Origin of the sequence: Vibrio sp. V12_P9A6T4 (genome assembly GCF_963874835.1) — a bacterium.
GTDB classification, from domain to species: domain Bacteria; phylum Pseudomonadota; class Gammaproteobacteria; order Enterobacterales; family Vibrionaceae; genus Vibrio; species Vibrio anguillarum.
The window spans coordinates 99800-120229 of record NZ_CAWNJO010000071.1 but is presented as its reverse complement, the minus strand read 5'-3'; the positions used below and the strand labels follow the sequence as shown (position 1 = coordinate 120229).

Below are 20430 nucleotides of genomic sequence, written 5' to 3'. Positions count from 1 at the left end.
CATATTTTTGAGACTAGATTGCTCGTTTTGGCTCTGTGTTACCTAAACTCAATGGTTTTTCTGCTGCTCAACTTGCCGAAGTGCACGTTGGTACATCGCCCACGCGGCAAGGCCTGCGAGGATGTTACCGACCAACGCCCCGATAAACAGGCCATGCAGTGCCGCTATTTGAGCGCCAACCCATAAACAGGGCAAGAAGAACACAAACAGGCGCAGCGCGGAAATGGTTAAGGCTGTGTATGATTTTGCCAACGCATTAGAAACCGAGACCATTAACATGCAGATACCAAGCGGCCCTAAACTGATTGGCACGATCATTAAGTGCCAGTGCAAAATGGATTCGACACTTTGTTCGCTGGTCATCAGCGCTGCAAGGTGGCCGGATAATAGATAGGTCACTACGGCGATGATGAGCTGAAACCCAAGAATAAATTGGCACGCAATACGAACCAATTTTCGAATGTCTTGCAATTGGCCTGCGCCAAGCAAACGGCCCACCATCGGTGGCATCGACATAGTTAATGCCAATATTGCGACCATCGCAAAAAACTCAAAACGAGATCCTAACGCCCATGCCGCGACAGCTGCGGTGCCGAAACTGGCCAATAGCTTGGTTGCCAGCATCGAAGAAAGCGGTGGAAGAAGCTGGCTTATCATGGCCGGCCCCATGATATGGCTGATAGAGCGAATACTTTTCCCTACATCCAAATCTGACCAATCAAACAGCATCCAGTGTCTTTTCGACACCTTGGGCGCAACCACGAATACACCAATCCCAAAGGCTAGAATGGTCGCCAGCGCTGCGCCTTCAATACCCAAATCAAAAGTGAAGATAAAAATAGGGTCTAAAATCAGGTTTAAAATGCTGGTGACCATCATCATAGTCCCCGGCAACATAGTATTACCATTGGCTCGACACAGGCTGTATAAAAAGTACAGCACCGCGCCCACCCAAGCACTGATTAACCAATAAATCCAGTAGCTGTCGACGATCTGATGCACCGATTCAGGAGCGCTGAGTAGCGCTAAGATGGGATGACGCAGTAAATAGATAATCACTGAAAACAGAGCAACCCCAATGCTGCCAATAGCGACGACTAACCCTCCAAGCTGCTTCGCGTAGCGAATTTGGTTCGCACCCAATGCGCGAGCAATCACCGCTGTGGTCGCAATGCCAAGCCCAACCTGAAGGCCAATAATGATCATCTGAATGGGTAATGTAAACCCTTGCGCGGCAAGGGGTAACACGCCAAGTTGACCGATAAACGCACTATCGACCAGTTGGAAGCTCATGAGGGACAGCACACCAAACATCATCGGCCAAGTCATTTGCAAGAGTTGGCGCGTGAGTGAAGGTGGAGATAACGGGGTGGTGTTTGACATTGCTCGGCTCAACTATATGGGTAGAGGTTTTAATATGTGGCCTGTGCGGTGAAAAACAAGCTCAGAATGGTTTGTACGTTATGTGCGTTGAGTATGTTAACAGCTATACATGAAGAGAGCGACGCCCATCCCCATCGAGTTGTTCCGTGCAATGACATGAAAATCATCATATTGATGAAATATTTCATAAAAACCTAGCCATTTGGTGAATTCTTGAGCGTTAATCTCGTGATGAACTCGTCCTATTTCTATGAAATGAAACCGATTTCATTTCTGTTTTGTGAATCAATTTTCGTTTAATGTATTGATGGTGTTAATAAAAAATAACAATAACGGTCTTCCTCAGTTTCATCGCCAAAAGCAGTCGAGCGCGCTGTGAAGCGACACCTAATTTTCACTTGTTTCATTTTTTAAACTGACCACAGAACAAAAACAAACCAAGTGATTAATAGGACTTAACATGAAAAATTATAAGCTTCTACCTCTATCCCTAGCTGTGGCTGCCGTACTCTCTTCTGCTCCTTCTTTTGCCAACGATCCAATGCCAAATCCTGAGGTGTTGGATCAAGATCAACAACCACTGGTGCTGACACCAGATATAAACGTTCCCGCGGGTATCGTATTTTCTGGTTATGCTCGTTATGGCGCAGCCTACCAAAATGGCGATGTCAAACTGGTTGAAACCAATGGCCGTTTAAACGGTAACTCAACAGGCCGTTTAGGAAACGAAGGTAACGGTGGTGAGTTCCAATTTGGTAAAGGATTCGTCAGTGACAGCGGTGCTATTTGGGATGTGGTGGTGATGTTCAACCATTGGGGTGATGAGGTGGGTGTGCCTAAAGCTTACGCTGGCGGAACCAACATTTTTGAAAGCCAACCTGAACTTTATGTATGGGCTGGTCGAGACTTTCACCAACGTATTTCAACGAATTTGAACGATTATTTTTGGATGACGCATGATGGGCAAGGTGGTGGTTTCTACAACCTTAATCTAGGAGGCATTAAATTCGACGCCAGTGTCGTCAGTGCAACGGGGGCTTCTCCTAGCGATCATCCAGATGGTAATTACGCATTGACCACCAAAATCCACGGCATTCAATTTTCTGATACAACCAATCTCAGCATTTATGCTAACTACGGCTTTGATGACAATTCGGATCCAACGGCCAAAAAACTCAACGCGTATCAAGTGGCGGGTGAATTGAAGTTTGGGGATGACCGTTTGGTGGTGCGTTATGCTGATAACGCCAAAGACAGTGTTTTTTGGAAAACGGAGAATCAATCAGCGTTGTTGGTGAGCTTTGATGGGAGTAAGGCGCTGGGAGACAATGCGGCGATTGAATACCTAGCGGCTTATCAAGCCTACGAAGATGGCGCATACAAACAGTATGACCGTACTAACTACAACGTGTTGGTTCGCCCGATGTATTTTTGGGATGAGACCAACTCAACGTGGTTAGAAGCTGGCTATGATGTTGTAGATTTTGACAACATCGACGCCACCAACTCTTCTTGGAAAGTGACACTATCGCAGAACATTTCGTTTGGTAAAGGTGCAGGAGCTCGACCAATGCTCCGTTTCTATGCCACTTTGGGTGATGCCGATAACGAAACTGTGATCGACAAAGACGGCCTATTTAAAGCCGCAAGTAACCCAGATACGGTAACGATTGGCGCGATGTGGGAAGCGTGGTGGTAACCCCATATTTGATCATTAACTGTCCATTCTTTTTTCACGGCTCGCTCGATGCCTGCCGTGGTTTTTAACCTCCAGCGATACACTTACGCTTTCGGGCCACATTAGTGGCCCTTTTTTATTTACGGTAATCGGCCATCATCTTTTTCTCTCTTCCGATTGCCATGAAACAGTTTCATGGCTGCTTGGGAAACTGCTGCGGCTTTCAATGTTTAGATAATTGTCATTTGTGTGCCTAGTTCGATGTGATTTCTCTCACGCTAAAGCGAGGGGATATCTTGAATACTAGCTCATGAAAGCGGTTTCTTGTTGGTTTTGTCAGTAATGTTGTGAGGCGAGAGTGGCGACAATTAAAGATGTATCTGATCATGCAGGTGTATCGCAAGCGACGGTGTCGCGGGTGATTAATGGAACTAGCCGTGTTAGCCACGATAAAAAACTCAGAGTCGAAAAGGCGATTAAAGATCTTGGTTACCGCCCCAATTCTATTGCTCAAGCACTGGCCTCAAGCCGTACGGGGAGCATCGGCATCATAGTACCGGAATTAGGGGGCCCTTTTTATTCAAGCATTTTGCATAACATTGAAGAGCAACTGCGTAAGTTTGGCTACCACGTCGTCGTGACGGCAGGCTCGAACACAGAGCAAGGACAAAAAGAGTCGGTGCAATTTCTGCTAGGTCGCCGAGTCGATGCATTAATTCTTCATACCCAACATCTAACCGATGACTACTTGATTGAATTGGATCAACAAGGGGTTCATTTGGTGCTAGTGAACCGTTTTATTCCTGAAATGGCCAGCAGCTGTATTGACATTGATAACGAGATAGGTGGCTTTTTGGCGACACAGTATTTACTCAGTCAGGGTCATCAACGTATTGCCTGCATTACTGGGCCATTGGATAAATCTGATGCGCGAGGTCGTCTGCAAGGCTACCGAAAAGCGTTGGAAGAGGCTGGGCTTGACTATGAAGAAGCACTCGTGTCTGAAGCTGGTTTTACCGAAGAATCCGGCGTCAAAGCGATGCGCAAATTACTGATGCGTCACTGTGAATTTAGCGCCGTATTTGCTTCAAACGATCATATGGCATTTGGTGCATTTGAAGAGTTGCGCCGTGTCGGGTTGCAAATACCACAACACATATCCTTGGTTGGATTTGACGATATTTTATTCGCGCGTTACCTCACCCCAGCGTTAACGACCGTGAATTTCCCTCTTGAACAGATGAGCTTAGAAGCGGTTCAGCTCGTTATTCAAAAGCTGCACAAAAACAAACGCGACGTGAACTTCAAATTATCCCCTTCGTTGGTGATACGAGACTCCGTCAAAAATTTACTCAACACCCTATAAACCTAACAATAAAGATATTAAGGATGAATCATGAAATTTAAGACCTTAGTGCTATCAAGCGCCGTGGCTTTAGGATTTTCTTCGCTTACATATGCTGCCGACCACACCATCCGTTTAGACGGTTTCCCCGACTTTGATAGCAGTTTGAAAGTCTTATTGCCGGACTTTGAACAAAAGAGTGGTATCAAGGTTGACTATTTAATGAATAACCACGGCGACCACCACACCAAGCTGACGACGAACCTCGCCACAGGATCCGGAGCGGGGGATGTGATTGTGGTTGATGTAGAGAAAATTGGTCCCTTTGTTGCCTCCGGTGGCTTAGTCAATTTGTCGGAAAAATATGGCGCGGACAAATTCCAAGACCGTTTCGCACCTTATGCTTGGGCACAAGGTAAGGGTGGTGATGGCCATATGTACGGCATTCCTGTCGACCTTGGCCCAGGCGTGATGTACTACCGAACCGATGTGTTTGAAAAGGCGGGGATTGACATCAATCAAGCGATAAAAGATTGGGACTCCTACATCAAAGCCGGTGAAATATTGAAGAAACAAAACGTACAGCTGATTGCATCCGCCGCTGATGTAGCACAAGCGATCATTTTTACCACGGTTCCTGACGGCGAAGGATTGTATTTTGATAGTAAGGGAAATTCAGTCGTCACTTCCGAACGTTTTGTACATGCATTTGAAGTGGCAAAAACGATTCGTGAAAAAGGGATAGATGGCCGAATTTTGGCATGGTCTAACGAATGGTATGAAGGTTTCCGTAACGGTACTTTTGCCACTCAGCTTTCTGGTGCGTGGTTACTCGGACATCTGAAAAACTGGATTGCGCCAGATACAGCAGGCAAATGGGCCGTATCAAACCTTCCTGATGGTATTTACGGCAGTTGGGGCGGTTCATTTCTCTCAATCCCTACTCAATCAAAACATCAAGATGACGCGTGGAAGCTGATTGAGTACATGACAACCAACCGTGATGTGCAGCTTAAAGCATTCGAAACGATTGCCGCGTTCCCCTCTAATGTCACGACTTACGATGACCCAATGTTCAATGAAGAAATTGAATTTCTAGGTGGCCAAAAAGCGCGGTTGTTGTTTGCGAATGTGGCAAAAAACATCAAACCAGTCGCGCCTGCGAAAGGTGACCATGTGGCTCGTTCTATCATCTTAGAAAATGCACTGATGGAAGTGTTGGATGAAGGCAAAGACATCAAAGCCGCACTGAAAGATGCAGAACGTTTGATTCAGCGTCGTACCCGTAATATGCAATAGCACGGTCATCATTAAAAAGAACCGCCAGCGGTGCTGGTGGTTCACTAAGCGTAAGTTATAGAAGGCATGATGTTATGCCTAAGAGGTCGTTATTATGAATCACGTTACGAGCAACGCTGTGCAAGCGCCATCGGGTCGACGTTTTTTTTCTCACCTGAGTTTGAAAGCGCTTACACCGTACGGGTTTCTATTGCCGTTTTTGATTATTTTTTCTGTTTTTGGAGTTTTTCCTCTCCTGTTTTCTGTCTATCTCTCTTTTCATGCGTGGAACCCCGTCGAAGGGGTTGCCGCCATGAATTATGTGGGATTTGATAACTACCAAGTTGCACTGACCGACCCTTGGTTGTGGCGTTCATTAAGCAATACATTGTGGTTGGCGATAACCTCGGGCGTCGCTCAACATTTAGTCGCTATTCCAGTGGCCTATATTTTGGTTTCATTGGGCGATCGGCTGCGTCATTGGCTGACATCCGCTTATTTTTTGCCATTCATTACCTCAACGGTGGCGGCGTCGCTCATCTTCTTCAATATGTATTCACCCAATTCGGGCATCATCAACCAAAGCTTAATGGCTTTAGCTGATAGCAGTGTCTTTGGCTGGGCATTTTCTTGGCTTAATGAGTATCAACCTATCCGTTGGTTAGATGATGCCAACATGATCAAACCCTCGATTGCCATCATGGTTTTTTGGAAATACACCGGTTTTAACATCGTGTTGTACACCACAGGTTTAATGACCATTCCCAAAGAAATTTTAGAAGCCGCGCGGATGGATGGCGCTAACGCTTTTCGCCGTTTTTGGAATATCTCACTGCCGATGATTCGCCCTTTCGTTTTCTTTGCCGTCACCATGACCATCATTGGCAACTTACAACTGTTTGAAGAACCGTTTGTATTAACGCGCGGCACCGGAGGCGTAGGCCAAGCAGGCTTAACCATCTCAATGTATCTCTACAAAGTGGGTTGGGAGTGGCTAGAGATGGGCACGGCATCCGCTATTTCTTGGCTGCTGTTTGCGCTGATTGCAACTTGTACTGCGATTCAGTTTTTCTTCTTTGGTAAAAAAGGGTTGGGGGAGTAATAACATGTCAATCCACGCTTTAAAACTCAGTGATCGCAGCATTGAACTCATCACTAAAGTAATGATGGCGCTACTGGCGGTTGTATTGATTGTCTCGGCGTTGATCACTGTTTTCCCATTTTTGTGGTCGGCGCTGCTATCAACGCGCGATCGTACGGAAATCTTCGGTTCAGGCATCAGCTTTGCCATTGGGGATAGCTTAGCCATTAACTATGCAAAGCTGTTGCAGATTATGCCGTTTTGGCAGGCGATGTTTAACTCTATCTACATTGCCTTTTTAGGCACCACTATCTCACTGTTGTTTTGCAGTATGGGCGGTTACGCGTTTGCTGTGTTTCAGTTCAAAGGTAAGAACGCGCTATTTGGCATGTTGGTGGCTTCCATGATGATCCCACCCGTCTTGAGCTTGATCCCCTATTTTATGATCGTGAAATTTCTGGGTTTGATGGATAACCACATGGCAGTTTGGCTGCCGTTTACCACTACTCCGTTCGGGATTTTTCTAATGCGCCAACACGTGATGGCCTCTATTCCTAAAGAGTTATTAGAAGCGGCCAAACTCGATGGCGCGGGAGAGTTTCGTACTTACTGGAGCGTTGTTTTGCCGTTGATGAAACCTGCATTGGCAACACTGGCGATTGTACAGTTTGTCTTTTTCTGGAACAGCTTTATGAACCCGTTAGTGGTGCTCACATCGCCAGAAAACTACGTCATTACTCAGGCGTTACGTAGCGTGCAAGGCATTCCAAATACGCCTTGGGGTGCGGTGATGCTTGGCACCACCATTTCTATATTGCCGTTGGTGACTATCTATCTCTTTGCGTCCAAACAGATGATAAGCGGCTTAACATCCGGTGCAGTAAAAGGCTAATTGGCCTTTAATCCCTCATTTTAGTTACTCATGCTGGCGTGGTTTTGTTGAAAGAAGGCGCAGTGTGAAGGAGAAAAATTATGGCAAAAGTTGAATTTAAGAACATTAAGAAGTCGTTTGGTCATGTGGATGTTGTTAGGCATTTTGATTTCACGGTGAATGATGGTGAGTTTGTGGTATTTCTTGGCCCATCGGGTTGCGGAAAATCAACCACATTACGCATGTTGGCGGGGCTGGAGTCGATTACGGCCGGTGATATTTACGTTGGTGACAAGTGGATGAATAACGTAGATGCCAAAGATAGAGACTTAGCGATGGTGTTCCAAAGTTATGCGCTTTACCCACATATGAGCGTGTATGAAAACATCGCGTTTGCATTGAAGTTAAAAGGCATGCCAAAAACTGAAATCGATAAGGAAGTGCGTAAAGCGGCAAAAATGTTAGAGCTTGACCCGCTCCTTGATCGTAAGCCTAAAGAGTTATCCGGCGGTCAACGCCAACGCGTGGCGATGGGGCGTGCCATGGTGCGTACGCCAAAAGTGTTCTTGTTTGATGAGCCACTGTCTAACTTAGATGCCAAACTTCGTGGTGTGATGCGCGAAGAGATCAAGCAGTTACATCGTCAGCTTAAAACCACCACTATTTATGTTACGCATGATCAAATTGAGGCCATGACGCTCGCTGATCGCATTGTGATCCTCAAAGATGGCTATGTTGCGCAAGTCGGTACGCCAACAGAGGTGTTTCAACGCCCGGCGAACAAATTTGTGGCGCAGTTTATTGGTAACCCTTCGATGAACATGCTTGATGCACAACTTATCCAGCAAGATGGCGAATGGCTTATCCAACTGGGTGACATCTTTATCCCGCTTCCCGAGCGATTTAAAGCGCATGCGTCTAAAAACCTCGCACTGCATGTCGGTATTCGTCCCACCGATATTCACTTACGCGCAGAACAAGTTAACCATGAACGCGTGTTGCCAATTGCCGTCACGCTCAAAGATAAAGAGTTGCTCGGTGCGAGTATTTTGTTGAAAACCCATGTTGCAGGCCAGCCTTTGATGGTGGAAACCCAAGCGGCAGAGGTAGAGGTGACGAAGGTTACACTCTATCTTGACCTAGATGCGATTCATATTTTTGATGCGCTGAGTGAAAACTCATTGGCCAGTTTTTAATGGTGAACAAGACGATGACAATAATAAAGCAAGCCCCTTATTTCGACGTTTGGCCCAAAATAGAATCAGCAATCAAAGCTGACCCTGAAATTGAACAGCAAGTAGCAAGAATCATAGGATTGATGACCTTAGAAGAAAAAATTGGCCAGATTATCCAACCAGAGATCCGCGATATTACGCCGCAAGAAATCATCGATTATAAGATTGGTACGGTACTCAATGGTGGTGGCTCTTGGCCAAACAGCAATAAACATGCACCAGCCAGTGAATGGGTAGCGAAAGCAGATGAATACTGGTTTGCCGCAGAAAAAGCTTATCAAGGTCGCCCATTTCATATTCCGTTTATGTGGGGGACTGACGCAGTACACGGCCACAATAACGTCTTTGGTGCAACCGTATTTCCGCACAACATTGGGTTGGGGTGCGCGCGCAATCCTGCCTTAATTCGCAAAATTGGCCGTATTACCGCGCTGGAAATCGCCGCGACGGGTATTGATTGGACCTTTGCACCAACCGTGGCTACCCCTCGTGATTTGCGTTGGGGGCGCTGCTATGAAGGTTACGCTGAAGACCCTGAAGTGACTTATGTTTATGCCAGCGAAATGGTCGCAGGTTTGCAAGGTGACGCCATTGACTTACAAGGTGAGCATCATGTGATCTCAAACGTCAAACATTGGGTGGGCGATGGCGGCACAGTGAATGGTGTTGATCGCGGCAGCAATACTTACAGTGAAGATCTGCTGCGTAACGTGCATGCCATGGGCTATTTCAGTGGCCTTAATGCCGGTGCGCAAGTGGTGATGTCTTCATTTAACTCGTGGGATAACCAAGCGAACTACGATCACGCGCCGCACATTTCAGGTGATTACAACCTCAAAATTCATGGCAGTAAGTACCTACTCACTGATGTTTTGAAAGATCAAATGGGCTTTGATGGATTAGTTGTAACCGATTGGCATGGCCATTCTGAAGTCAGTAAATGTACCGATGGTAATGCGACTTACGCTATCAATGCGGGTAACGATATTTTAATGATCCCTATCCGTGAGCATTGGCAATCAGCCTATCGTCAGGCGGTGAGCGATGCCAAAAGTGGAGTACTGAGCCAGAGCCGAATTGATGATGCTGTGACGCGTATTTTACGGGTGAAAATGCGCGCGGGTTTATGGAAAAAACCGCATCCTTCAGCGCGAGCTTTGGCTGGTCAGCAATCTCTGATTGGTTGCTCTGAACATCGTGCTATCGCTCGCCAAGCCGTGCAGCAATCGATGGTACTGTTGAAAAATAACAAGGGTATTTTACCACTCAAACGTGAGTGCAAGGTTGTGTTAACGGGCAGCGGCGCCAATGATTTGCAAAAGCAAGCGGGCGGGTGGAACCTCACTTGGCAAGGGGATGAAAATAACTTAGCCGATTTCCCCGGAGCCACCACAGTGAAAATGGCGTTAGAAGCAGAATTGGGCATAGATAATGTTTGCTACGATCCAGAATTAACAGGTGATTGGCAAGCGGGTGATATTGCGGTTGTGGTGTTTGGTGAAGATCCTTATTCTGAAATGATGGGTGACATTAAAGCGTGGCAATCTTTGGAGTTTTCAACCTTGAAACGTCGCTACCGATCAGATAGCGAAAAAATCAAAGCATTTCATAAGCGCGGCGTAAAAGTGGTATCGATTTTCTTTAGCGGTCGTCCACTGTTTGTCAATGAAGAAATATCCTTGTCTGATGCTTTTGTTGCGGCATTTTTACCCGGCAGCGAAGGACGTGGCATTACTGATGTTTTAGTGGCTAAAGAGAATGGTGAAGTTAATATCGACTTCTCTGGTACCTTGTCATTCAGTTGGCCCAATAAAAAGCGCAGCACCTGTGTGAACCGTATTCCTCCTCATATTCCCAATTATGTCGTGCCTGAATGTGAGCAGTCTCCTGTTGGGGAACATGCACCTTTATTTGAATACGGTTATGGGCTTAATTACGCTGAAAAAAAACAAACTCGAGATTTGGATAACCTTGATCTAGATATCGACTCAGAAGAAGCAAAATGGCAAGCAACACGTGCAGAGCATCTGTATGGAATTATGGCGACGATAGGCGATTATCAACTTAAAGTGTCGGATGCTGAACATTGGATGGGCGTGGATGTCTCACGCAACAACGTGATGAAACTCGGTGCTGTCCGAACTAAGCCGTATAACTACCAGCAGCAGCAAGACGCCGTTGAGGTAGAAATTCTGGGGGGGGGAGCAATGGTTTATGCGCAAACGGGGCTAGGGCAAGCGGAAGATTTCAGCCATTACGATAATGCGCATGGTGTGGTCAGTTTTGAGATTAAAGTGCTCAGAGCGGCAACAGAACCTGTTTATTTGGCACTGCAACGCGCTGTTGTTCCTGGATGTTTGGGGGATATTGATAACGTGGTTAAAGTGGACGTCAGCCACTACTTTTCAACCATCAATGATAGCTTTACGCGCGTGAACATTGCTTGTTCACATTTCTCAGAGCAGGGATTAAGTTTTACTCATCTCGACACGCCCTTCTCATTATTTACTAATGGTGAGTGTCAATTTGTGATCGCCAATATATGTTGGGATACACAGTAAAAAGAAACGATAGACTCCTTCTCTGTGTGGAGAAGGAGTGCTTCTAAAGGGCCAAACATCGCCATGAGAAAATCAAAGAAAGCACCCACTGTTTATGATGTCGCTAAGCTTGCCGAGGTTTCGGCAAGCACTGTCTCTCGTTTTTTGAATCGCACAACTTACGTATCGGATGAAAAAAGCCAAAATATTGAACGTGCAATTAAAACCCTTGCCTACAAACCTAGTTACCCAACCAGTCATCTAGGCAATAAGCGTTCGATGACTATTGGTGTATTAGTGCAGCACGCAGAGAGCCCTCACACCAGTCGAATTCTGAATGACATGGAGAAGGTATTAATGACCCAAGGGTATTCACTGGTGATTGCCACAGGTCAGTGGCAGAAAAACTTGGAAGCACATGCACTGGAGTATCTTGCCAGAAGCAATGTCGATGGAATGATCATAGTGACAGGCAGTTTAAAAAGCGATCAAATCCTCAAATATGCTCAATCGATTCCCATCATTGCTGTCGGCCACCAAATTGTTAGTAATAATGTACGTTGCATTAATGTGGACAATGTACTCGGCGGTTATATTGCCACCTTGCACCTATTGCAATTAGGGCACGTGAACATTGCTCATATAAAAGGGCTCGCTAATCAGCCTGATTCAACCGCCCGTTTCACTGGCTACCAAAAAGCGCTTCGTGAAGCGGGAATTAAGCCTATGCCTAAACTCATTAAACAAGGTGACTTTAGCTCTGAATGTGGGTATGAAAAGACGGTTGAACTGTTGCAGTCGAAAGTCCATTTCTCGGCTATTTTTGCTGCTAATGATCAAACGGCTTATGGTGCCATTAAGGCGTTAACTGACCACGGAGTGCGAGTGCCAGATGATGTTTCAGTGATTGGTTTTGATGACTTACCTGTCTCTCAGTATTTCACTCCGGCCCTAACGACATTGCGCCAACCAATTGAAGAGATCGGTGCGGTGTGTGCGCATTCCATTCTCAACTTGCTCAGTGGTGAGAGGCACGATGCTAGGTTACCCCCTATCGATTTAATTGTGCGAGAGTCCACAAAGTCTATCTACCGTTAATAAAAAGCCCTCGTGAGAGGGCTAGTCAGACATGAAATTATAACCGTCGGAATTGGCGAACTAATGTGCCTTGAGAGCTAAGGTTTACCACTAAATCCTCACATTCATCTCGTGTATCACTGGCCAAAATATTGGTCGCAACACAGACATCACTGATCGATTGAACGCTTGAATTCATATCTTCAGTCACGCGTGCCATCTCTTCTATGGCGGTGGCAATTTGTTCATTTCTATCCGTAATATCAATCACTTGTGTAAGTAGCATATTGAGTTTATCGCCAGAGACATTAGCACTATTAACACATAATTTAGATAATTGTGCGCCTTCATGCATCGCATCGACAGCTTGGTGGGTGCTGGTTTGAATCAGTGCAATGACATTTTGGATCTCTTTAGTGGACTCATGGCTGCGTTGTGCCAAGGTGCGAACTTCGTCGGCGACGACCGCAAATCCACGGCCTTGCTCGCCAGCCCGAGCAGCTTCAATAGCGGCGTTAAGTGCCAGCAGGTTGGTTTGCTCAGCGACAGATTGGATCACAATTAACACTTGGCCAATGGTTTTTCCGTGGTCTGCCAACTGTGTGACAACCGATGAGGCGCTGTCTAGTTGGGTTGCGAGCTGTTGCATTGCATTCAATGTATCTTTTACCGAATCCATACCTTCTTCGGCGGCCAATTTTGCTTTCTCTGTTGCGTCTGATGCACTTTGCGCATTTTGTGCAATTTCATTCGCGGTAGAGTGCATTTCATTGATCGCGGCGGCAACTTGTTCTGTTTCTCGTGTTTGACCTTCTAAATTGGTCGCAGTTGTTTTGCAGTTTTTTGAAGATGAATTAGCAGCTTCACCAATTTGTTGGTTTGAATCTTGAATGCGTCCCACCACAGCATTGAGTTCGGATTGGCGCATTTTTAACGCAAGTTTGATTTCAGAAATGTCATCAATATGGCCGTTATACACCAATTCCATTAGTGGGTTATCAAATATCTTGCGTGCTTCGGCACTGAGCGATTCTAAACGGCGAGTTAAATAATAACCTGCAACCATGGACAGTAATAACATCAATACTAAGCCTATTCCCGGAAGAAGAGTGTCAGCCACAAAACTGATGCCTGCAATCGGGACTAAGGCGATGGCCAAACGTTGCCACAGGCGAGTCCGAGGCAGCTTTAACTGCCTGGGTATTTTGCCTGCTTTAAGCTGCGCGTAGATTTTTTCTGCGCTGGTGATGTGTTCTCGACTTGGACACAAACGTACCGACTGAAACTCAACCGTTTTGCCATTTTCGACTATCGGAGAAGCAAACGCATCAACCCAATAATGATCGCCATTTTTACATCTATTTTTGACGATACCCATCCAAGATTGGCCGCGTTTTAAATGCTCCCACATATCTTTAAACGCTTCTGCTGGCATGTCTGGGTGACGAACTAGGTTGTGAGGCTGGTTGATAAGCTCTTCTAATGAGTAGCCCGCCACTTCACAAAACTCTTTACTGGCATAAGTGATATGGCTGCTTGGTTTAGTGAGCGATAATAAGTTATAGCTAGGTGGAAACTTGACTTCTTTTTGTGTGACAGGTTGGTTGGTACGCATGATTACCTCGAATTAAATAAGTTAAAAACAAATTAAGCCAAGTTTCTCTAGCGTTAAATGAGGGTGTTATTTATTATTTTTGTTTCCACTGTTATAGATTCGAATCGCTAAGAACGCAATAGAATTAACCAATATAGAATACCTAATTGGTATCATTACTTTTGATATGGATATATGGCAGATTTATAACGTAAATATAACTTACGGCTTGACCTTACGAGTAAGCTTGCCACAATGTGCGCATGCAATAACTGTAGGGAAAACAGTATGATATTTTATTCTTTTGGGCGGCTAAAACCCATCGCGTTACTCTTAACTTCTTTACTTTCATCAACTTCTTTCGCTGCTATCAGTGATGCGCCTGTGGTTGGCGGGCTGTTCAATTCGGCGCAAATATTAAAAAATCAAATGGCATCGTCTTTAAGCTATTCAACGCGCTTTGCCCGTGATTCGACCTTATTTACCATCGCCGGGGTAACACTCGATAGCTATATCCTTATGTTGCCTTTAGATGCAAAAACAAAAGCTCGCGTTATTGCACAAATTTCTAACCCAACTTACGCCATCCCGCTGGGCTATTTTTTATATCAATATTATGATCGTTATACGGGGTTAGAAAATGATGATGTATTTAAACAGTATTTAAGTACTGTTTATGACGCAAAGGTTTTAAAGGGATTCGAGCATAGCCTCTACCATTATGGGGAAGAGGTGGTGAGTGAACAAAAAGAAAATATTAAAGATCAAGGGCATCATGAAGGGATTAAAGTGGATGCCCAATTTATTGCGGCCATGGTGACTGTGTATGATGCCTTGGTTGAAATTGGTGAGTGGCAACAGCTTGAGAGATTGCCGGATCACTATCAATATCTGACGTCAAGTGAACCCGATCGATTACTGATTAATAAAATCCAACCGATAGTGATCCAAATTATTAGTCAGGCTGCTAATGGGATGGATGAAGGAGAGATGAAGCAAGCCCTTTTTGGGGTATTAGAAGATGCAAAGCCAGAAAATACAGCACGTGTGAACAACAAAGCAGAGGCAATCACGGTTACTTTGATTGATTTTGTGCGTATGAACGTATTAAAAGGCTACCGCCAATTTGTCTATCAGCAAGAGCGTGAACAAGCACTAAATTCCTGGTTACAAAAAGCATTTGATGATGATCCTCAAGCATTGATTGCGTTTCTCCGCTCTCAGCAACAACGTCGTATGGCAGTGCAGATCACCGTGGATGGTTTGCAACAAGGGCTGATCGAAGGTTTGGTTGATCCAAGTAAGCCATTTATCCGCAAAGCTCACCAAGATCACAACAATCGATTGAGCACTAAGCCTTCTTCAATGGAGGTGGTTCAACCCGAACATCAGCAGCAAGTACGTTTCATGCAAATATTGGCTGAGCAGCCTTACCACGATCCACATTACTTGCCGTTTTTTAAACGCTTGTATCGTGATCATCGCGCTTCTATTACTCAAGTGGGTATTTCATCAACACCAACGATCAGTGTGCGTAATTTACCGATCATAAAAACAGGAGCGAAGGTGTCCGGCCAAGGCGGTACAGGCATACCCAATTTCCACTTTGTTGATCGCCCAACCGACCGAGCTTATTACTTTTTTGGTAATGATGCACTGCAGCTTGATCGCTTACTGGTTAAAAACCAAGTACAAACGATGTTTGATCGCCTCGCTTACCTCAACACCCTCAACTGCAATGCGCAATATGATTGGAATGCTCACACCACTTATGATGGTTTAGTGAATTTGGGGGCGGGTGAGGCACTACGTGATTTTGGTGAAAAGCGGTGTGTGCGTGAGCTGAAAGAGCGCGCGATTGTCGAACGTGAACTTCAACAGTTGCGAGCGACATTAGTTGAAGAGGTCTCGCGCTATCAGCAGATAAGCAAGTGGGATTTTTATACTCGCTGGACTCGCCATCAAGTGCTTGCTCACCAGTTGAAACAACTTGCACAAAAAGAACTGAAAGGAATGCCCGACTATACGCTGATTTATAATCCATGGCCGGATCATTTTGCTCATTTTAGCGGCCCATTCAGCGATGAAGTCATCATGCCAACTGGGGAGCTAAACCGCCTCGATTACTGGCTAGCGCAAATAGAAGCAACCTATCAAGACGCGGGAGTATATAACCGCACGTTATGGGGCATGGCTGGCGATCATGGTTTAGCTCCTGTTTATTTCTCCCTCAACCCAGAAAAACAGATCTTTGAGCCGCTAGCGTCACAACTGGGAATAAAACTCAACGTGAAAAAAATCTCATCGGATGAGGGAGAAGGGCCAAAAATGACGAATGCGATTAACGCGCCGTCAAACAAAGGGATTGATGTGGTCGTCGCTTCCACTGCGGGTGGAAATTTTATGATGGATTTCTTTAATGCAGAAGCTGGATGGGAAGTTCAACCGGTTTATCAAGAGCTGATCCGTTGGCAACCGATCCATTCTAAGCCAGGGCAGCAGGTTGATGTGATCGATGAAACCGTAGCGCGACTTGCTGAAAGCCTAGATTATTTAGTTGTGAGAGAAAAACCATGTGATTTAACGGACTGTTCTGTACGGTTGGTTGGCGAGCGGCAAGGTAAACGAGTGGATGAATGGATTGAAAAAAAGGGTGATAAACTGCGCTATTTTGCTAAATCGGAACAGCCATTACTGCTTGGCGTTCAGCAGCTAAATGCTTATTTGTCGCCTCCTTCATCTGACGAGCTAGAACATTATGCAAAACTCGTCGAACGTTGCGTTTATCACGCTAAAGCGAATCAACCTGAGACGTGGTGCTCAAGTGCGCAGTGGCGAGAGTTAACACGTTTTACGCCCCGTCCAGATTCGGTTAATCAGCTCGCTGCTATTTATGAAGACGACCGTGCGGGCACCATTAACCTATTTCCTAAAGAGGGCGTTGGCTTTAATACTAAAGTTCCGGGACGTCATGCGGGTGAAAGCTATCTAGAAAAAGATGCTTTTATCGGTTTTTGGGGGAGCCCGATTGGCAATCAAGCCACGCCGCTCGGTTCAGTCGAAAATGGCTCACTTGCGCCCACTCTTTATCACTATTTAACGGGAGACGAAGTTAAAGTTGGTGAAGATGGTTGGGGTTACCCATCGGTTCTTAAACAGCTGGATATTCGCTAGCGAGACTTAACCGTTATGACTGCCAATGAAATAAGTGAGCGTTATGCTCTATTGAGTGAAGAACGTTCGCTTGTTTCATTGGCTTCGATTGCAGCCTTAAGTGGCAGGTTGATCAGCACGTTTAAACTTCAAACGATTTTTCACATCTCGGCTGCTCAGAATACGTTGGCTGTGATCAATATCGAGCTTGGATTTTGCTAAGCGATCATACAGCAGCACATTGACGCTCGCGGCCAAATTCATGCAACCAATTGTTGGGATGTATACAACCTCACTGGCTTGGTTAACTATCTCTTGTGGAATAGAACCATCTTCAGGGCCAAACACATACAGCGCTTTTTCCGGGTGAATAAACTCGGGCAGTGGTGTCGCCCCTTCTGCCAGTTCAACACAGACGATTTTCATCTCACTTGGCAAGTCCTGCGTGATCTCTACCATCGCGGTGAGCGGGATTTTACTTTGAATGTTTTTTGTGTCGGTTTGAAATTTCACTGCGCGATCATAACGCTCACCACTGTAGCGAACCGCGCATGCTTGGTAGCAACCTGCCGCGCGCATCACACCACCTACGTTGGTTGGGCTTTTAGGGTTACACAAACCAATGATCACTGACATTTCACGTTCCACAAAAAATCCTCTCACAATTTGGGGCGGGCAGTATAACGCTAAAATTTGCCTTGAAAGAAAAAATATCGATAAATCGTTCAATAGTTTTTATATTTTTCGTGACCTTTCTTGGAGTACTCAAACTGTCGTATTTCTTACATCAATATTTCATATGGGGATGGCTTAATTTATTTTTTCACAGTTAAAGGATGAAAACGTGAAGATTATTAATAAAGTCATGCTATTTGGGTTGTCTCTTGCTGCTCATGTGGTATTGGCGGACACCGATATTTATTTAACCAATAACTCTGCGCTGCCAATGTCTATTGCCGTGAAACAGACCGGATCTGATCAGTTGCAACAAGGCAGTGAATGGCAGCAACACAGTGAAACGCTAGGCCCGTGGGAAACTAAAATGGTGCTCAGCTTTAACCGCTGGCAAGGGGTGAAATCTGGCAAAACGTACCAATTTGAAACCATGGTGACTTTGCTGCAAGGGCAGGTTTTCTCTTTACAGCAGAAGATGGAAGGCCATTGGTATAACTCAAGCATTGAGCATGGGGTACAAGCACGAGATGTTCCTCTTCAGTGGCAAAATGATCGTGCGGTTCATCGTTATTACTCAACGCAGTTGATTGAACGTCCAACCGAGCTTGCGTTTAAATCCGTCAGCACCACTCGTTACGACGATATTTATTACACCATTACGCCAACGAATACAGAAGAAACACCCGACGCTGAGACCTTAAAAGTGATGACCTATAACGTTTGGGCGTTACCTGTGATTGCTTCAAATATTGCCGAGCGTTTTGCTATCATCCCTCAACACATCAAAGGATATGATGCCGTAATGCTGCAAGAAGTGTTTGCTGCGGGGCGTGATGCCTTTCTTCGAGAGCTGGCAAAAGAGTATCCGTACCAAACGAAGATGCTCGATAAGTCTGGGGTGAATATCCATGACGGTGGAGTGATCATCGTCAGCCGCTACCCAATTGTTAACCAAGGACAATATGTCTTCCCTGATTGCTCGGGAACTGACTGTTTTGCTGATAAAGGGGTGAATTATGCTGAAATCATCAAAAATGGTCAGGCTTATCATCTGTTTGCAACGCATACTGCCTCGTTTGATACCGATACCGCTCGCGATTATCGTCAACGTCAGTTCAGACAGATGCGCAGTTTTGCACAATCGTTCTCTATTCCCAGCACAGAAACGGTGATTTATGGCGGTGATTTTAACGTGAATAAACGTAAATTTGCCGATGACTATCAAAACATGCTCGCGAATCTTGCGTCAACCGAACCTAGCTACGCAGGCTATACCGAATCAACGTTTGATCCGCGTATCAATGATTTTGCAGGAGAACCCTTATCCGGTGGTGAAAACGTGGAGTACCTCGATTATGTGGTGGTAAGCCAAGAGTTTGCACAACCAAGCGAACAACAAAACCGCAATACTGTGCTGGTGCCAAGAACCACGGACGAGCGTTTATGGCAGCATTACAATTTATCGGATCACTTTCCGGTTAAAGCTGAGATCCGCTAGATGCGTTGGGTTAGGTTATTGATCTGCGTTGCCTTAGTCGGCAGCGCAAGTTATTGGTGGGTGAAGAGGGATGAGTTTCCCACTATCCAAACACCACCCAATAGAATTGAGGTTGCATTGCCGGGCACGGTGCGTTTGCCAGAGCAAAGTGGCGTTGCTTTGGTGGCTAATCGCGATCATCAACCCCATGAAGAGTGGACACTCGTTGGTGAAACGCTGCAAACAGAAATAGGCAAAGCGCTGAGAGAGAGAATAGAGCAGTTTTGGCAGCAGTGTCGTCAGCAAAATGTGTGCGCTGCGCGGCTACAACAACTACAAGCGCAGTTGCCCCATGAACGCTATGAGCTAGTTGCTCTCTATTGGCAAAAACAGGCGCAACGTGACGCGTTGCTTGGAATGGAACTCATCAGTCAGGATACGGAATTAGGTGACAAAATGGCTTATGTAAAATCGATTGATCAACAAGTATGGGGGCGACAAGCGGATATCTTGTTTGCTGATCAGTACGCTTATGATGATTTTGTACAGCAACCCAATGACTACGAAGGTATTGCTTCGGTAGAAGATGCGTTGCAGAGCATTGAACAGCGGCTTACACAGCATCAATATCAATGGGATACATTCTCATTGAACACAGGTAATGCACGCTATGAACAAGCGATTCGGTTGATCCCCCAACATTTATCGTTAGAACAGCGCTTAGAAGTACAGCAAGGTTTGGCCGAACTTTACTTAAATGAACATGAGCGCAGTGAGGTGACCCATCGCCAAATCGAGCAACAAGCGCAGGCTGCTCAAGTCATTGACTACCAGCAAGCATTAGCGCAGTTAGAAAAGACGCTCTCAAACCAGAGAAAGACAGCCTATGCCACCCTTTCGACAGAAGAGTGGGTGCGTTACGCGGCAAAGCAGCGTTATGAGTTTAGAAAAGCATTTTTTGCTCGTTAGGATGAATAAGATAACCACAGCGCTCTTTATTCACTCGCCATGAACCGTTAAACTTACCAGCAAATAACTGACTT

Annotated in this window: 14 protein-coding genes; 11 read left to right on the top strand and 3 right to left on the bottom strand. The window is 45.6% G+C overall.

All coding sequences use genetic code 11. From position 1 onward, the window contains the following. Positions 1-48: 48 nt before the first annotated feature. Positions 49-1383 carry an MATE family efflux transporter gene (locus AACQ42_RS12125; RefSeq protein ID WP_176429647.1) on the bottom strand — a complete coding sequence of 445 codons (1335 nt, stop codon included), beginning with the start codon at positions 1381-1383 and terminating at the stop codon, positions 49-51. Between the two features lie 460 nt (positions 1384-1843). Between AACQ42_RS12125 and AACQ42_RS12120 the strand changes: the two genes are divergently transcribed. From AACQ42_RS12120 to AACQ42_RS12085, 8 genes are all read left to right on the top strand, one after another. Then, entirely contained in the window at positions 1844-3082 is a 1239-nt protein-coding gene (locus AACQ42_RS12120) for a carbohydrate porin (RefSeq protein WP_094151481.1), read from the top strand. 337 nt (positions 3083-3419) lie between these two features. Beyond that, positions 3420-4427, top strand: a complete 1008-nt coding sequence (locus AACQ42_RS12115; protein ID WP_017050242.1) for a LacI family DNA-binding transcriptional regulator — start codon at positions 3420-3422, stop codon at positions 4425-4427. Between the two features lie 30 nt (positions 4428-4457). Then, a complete protein-coding gene (locus AACQ42_RS12110; RefSeq protein WP_094165343.1) occupies positions 4458-5705 on the top strand; it encodes an extracellular solute-binding protein in 1248 nt (415 codons plus the stop codon). A 94-nt stretch (positions 5706-5799) separates the two neighbouring features. Beyond that, positions 5800-6786 carry a carbohydrate ABC transporter permease gene (locus AACQ42_RS12105; protein ID WP_013868154.1) on the top strand — a complete coding sequence of 329 codons (987 nt, stop codon included), beginning with the start codon at positions 5800-5802 and terminating at the stop codon, positions 6784-6786. Positions 6787-6790: 4 nt separating this feature from the next. Continuing rightward, positions 6791-7657 (top strand): carbohydrate ABC transporter permease, encoded by an 867-nt coding sequence (locus tag AACQ42_RS12100; protein ID WP_017044900.1) that lies wholly within the window; start codon positions 6791-6793, stop codon positions 7655-7657. Between the two features lie 80 nt (positions 7658-7737). Beyond that, a complete protein-coding gene (locus tag AACQ42_RS12095; protein WP_013868152.1) occupies positions 7738-8832 on the top strand; it encodes an ABC transporter ATP-binding protein in 1095 nt (364 codons plus the stop codon). After that, positions 8832-11432, top strand: a complete 2601-nt coding sequence (locus AACQ42_RS12090; RefSeq protein ID WP_094165341.1) for a glycoside hydrolase family 3 protein — start codon at positions 8832-8834, stop codon at positions 11430-11432. The genes AACQ42_RS12095 and AACQ42_RS12090 overlap by 1 nt, the downstream gene beginning before the upstream one ends. A 63-nt stretch (positions 11433-11495) precedes the next feature. Then, complete coding sequence (locus tag AACQ42_RS12085; RefSeq protein WP_094165339.1) at positions 11496-12509, top strand: LacI family DNA-binding transcriptional regulator; 1014 nt, start codon at positions 11496-11498, stop codon at positions 12507-12509. Between the two features lie 37 nt (positions 12510-12546). On the opposite strand, the gene AACQ42_RS12080 is transcribed toward AACQ42_RS12085, so the two are convergent. Further along, positions 12547-14103 carry a methyl-accepting chemotaxis protein gene (locus tag AACQ42_RS12080; protein WP_094165337.1) on the bottom strand — a complete coding sequence of 519 codons (1557 nt, stop codon included), beginning with the start codon at positions 14101-14103 and terminating at the stop codon, positions 12547-12549. A gap of 234 nt (positions 14104-14337) precedes the next feature. On the opposite strand from AACQ42_RS12080, the gene AACQ42_RS12075 reads away from it, so the two are divergent. Further along, positions 14338-17256, top strand: a complete 2919-nt coding sequence (locus AACQ42_RS12075) for an alkaline phosphatase family protein (protein WP_094165335.1) — start codon at positions 14338-14340, stop codon at positions 17254-17256. A gap of 96 nt (positions 17257-17352) precedes the next feature. Here the strand turns inward: AACQ42_RS12075 and AACQ42_RS12070 are convergent, their stop codons facing one another. Then, complete coding sequence (locus tag AACQ42_RS12070) at positions 17353-17883, bottom strand: RNA methyltransferase (protein ID WP_370685849.1); 531 nt, start codon at positions 17881-17883, stop codon at positions 17353-17355. Between the two features lie 217 nt (positions 17884-18100). On the opposite strand from AACQ42_RS12070, the gene AACQ42_RS12065 reads away from it, so the two are divergent. Next, the gene (locus tag AACQ42_RS12065) at positions 18101-19408 is read left to right on the top strand and encodes a sphingomyelin phosphodiesterase (protein WP_231494667.1); all 1308 of its coding nucleotides are present in this window, start codon (positions 18101-18103) and stop codon (positions 19406-19408) included. After that, positions 19409-20356: a hypothetical protein gene (locus AACQ42_RS12060; protein ID WP_254918562.1), complete on the top strand. Its 948-nt coding sequence runs from the start codon at positions 19409-19411 to the stop codon at positions 20354-20356. Positions 20357-20430: the final 74 nt, after the last annotated feature.

Bases quoted from the DNA above. Each gene is read 5' to 3' on its own strand.
- AACQ42_RS12125 (WP_176429647.1), bottom strand. From the start codon at position 1,383: ATGTCAAACACCACCCCGTTATCTCCACCTTCACTCACGCGCCAACTC.
- AACQ42_RS12120 (WP_094151481.1), top strand. From the start codon at position 1,844: ATGAAAAATTATAAGCTTCTACCTCTATCCCTAGCTGTGGCTGCCGTA.
- AACQ42_RS12110 (WP_094165343.1), top strand. From the start codon at position 4,458: ATGAAATTTAAGACCTTAGTGCTATCAAGCGCCGTGGCTTTAGGATTT.
- AACQ42_RS12105 (WP_013868154.1), top strand. From the start codon at position 5,800: ATGAATCACGTTACGAGCAACGCTGTGCAAGCGCCATCGGGTCGACGT.
- AACQ42_RS12100 (WP_017044900.1), top strand. From the start codon at position 6,791: ATGTCAATCCACGCTTTAAAACTCAGTGATCGCAGCATTGAACTCATC.
- AACQ42_RS12095 (WP_013868152.1), top strand. From the start codon at position 7,738: ATGGCAAAAGTTGAATTTAAGAACATTAAGAAGTCGTTTGGTCATGTG.
- AACQ42_RS12090 (WP_094165341.1), top strand. From the start codon at position 8,832: ATGGTGAACAAGACGATGACAATAATAAAGCAAGCCCCTTATTTCGAC.
- AACQ42_RS12085 (WP_094165339.1), top strand. From the start codon at position 11,496: ATGAGAAAATCAAAGAAAGCACCCACTGTTTATGATGTCGCTAAGCTT.
- AACQ42_RS12080 (WP_094165337.1), bottom strand. From the start codon at position 14,103: ATGCGTACCAACCAACCTGTCACACAAAAAGAAGTCAAGTTTCCACCT.
- AACQ42_RS12075 (WP_094165335.1), top strand. From the start codon at position 14,338: ATGTGCGCATGCAATAACTGTAGGGAAAACAGTATGATATTTTATTCT.
- AACQ42_RS12065 (WP_231494667.1), top strand. From the start codon at position 18,101: ATGCTATTTGGGTTGTCTCTTGCTGCTCATGTGGTATTGGCGGACACC.
- AACQ42_RS12060 (WP_254918562.1), top strand. From the start codon at position 19,409: ATGCGTTGGGTTAGGTTATTGATCTGCGTTGCCTTAGTCGGCAGCGCA.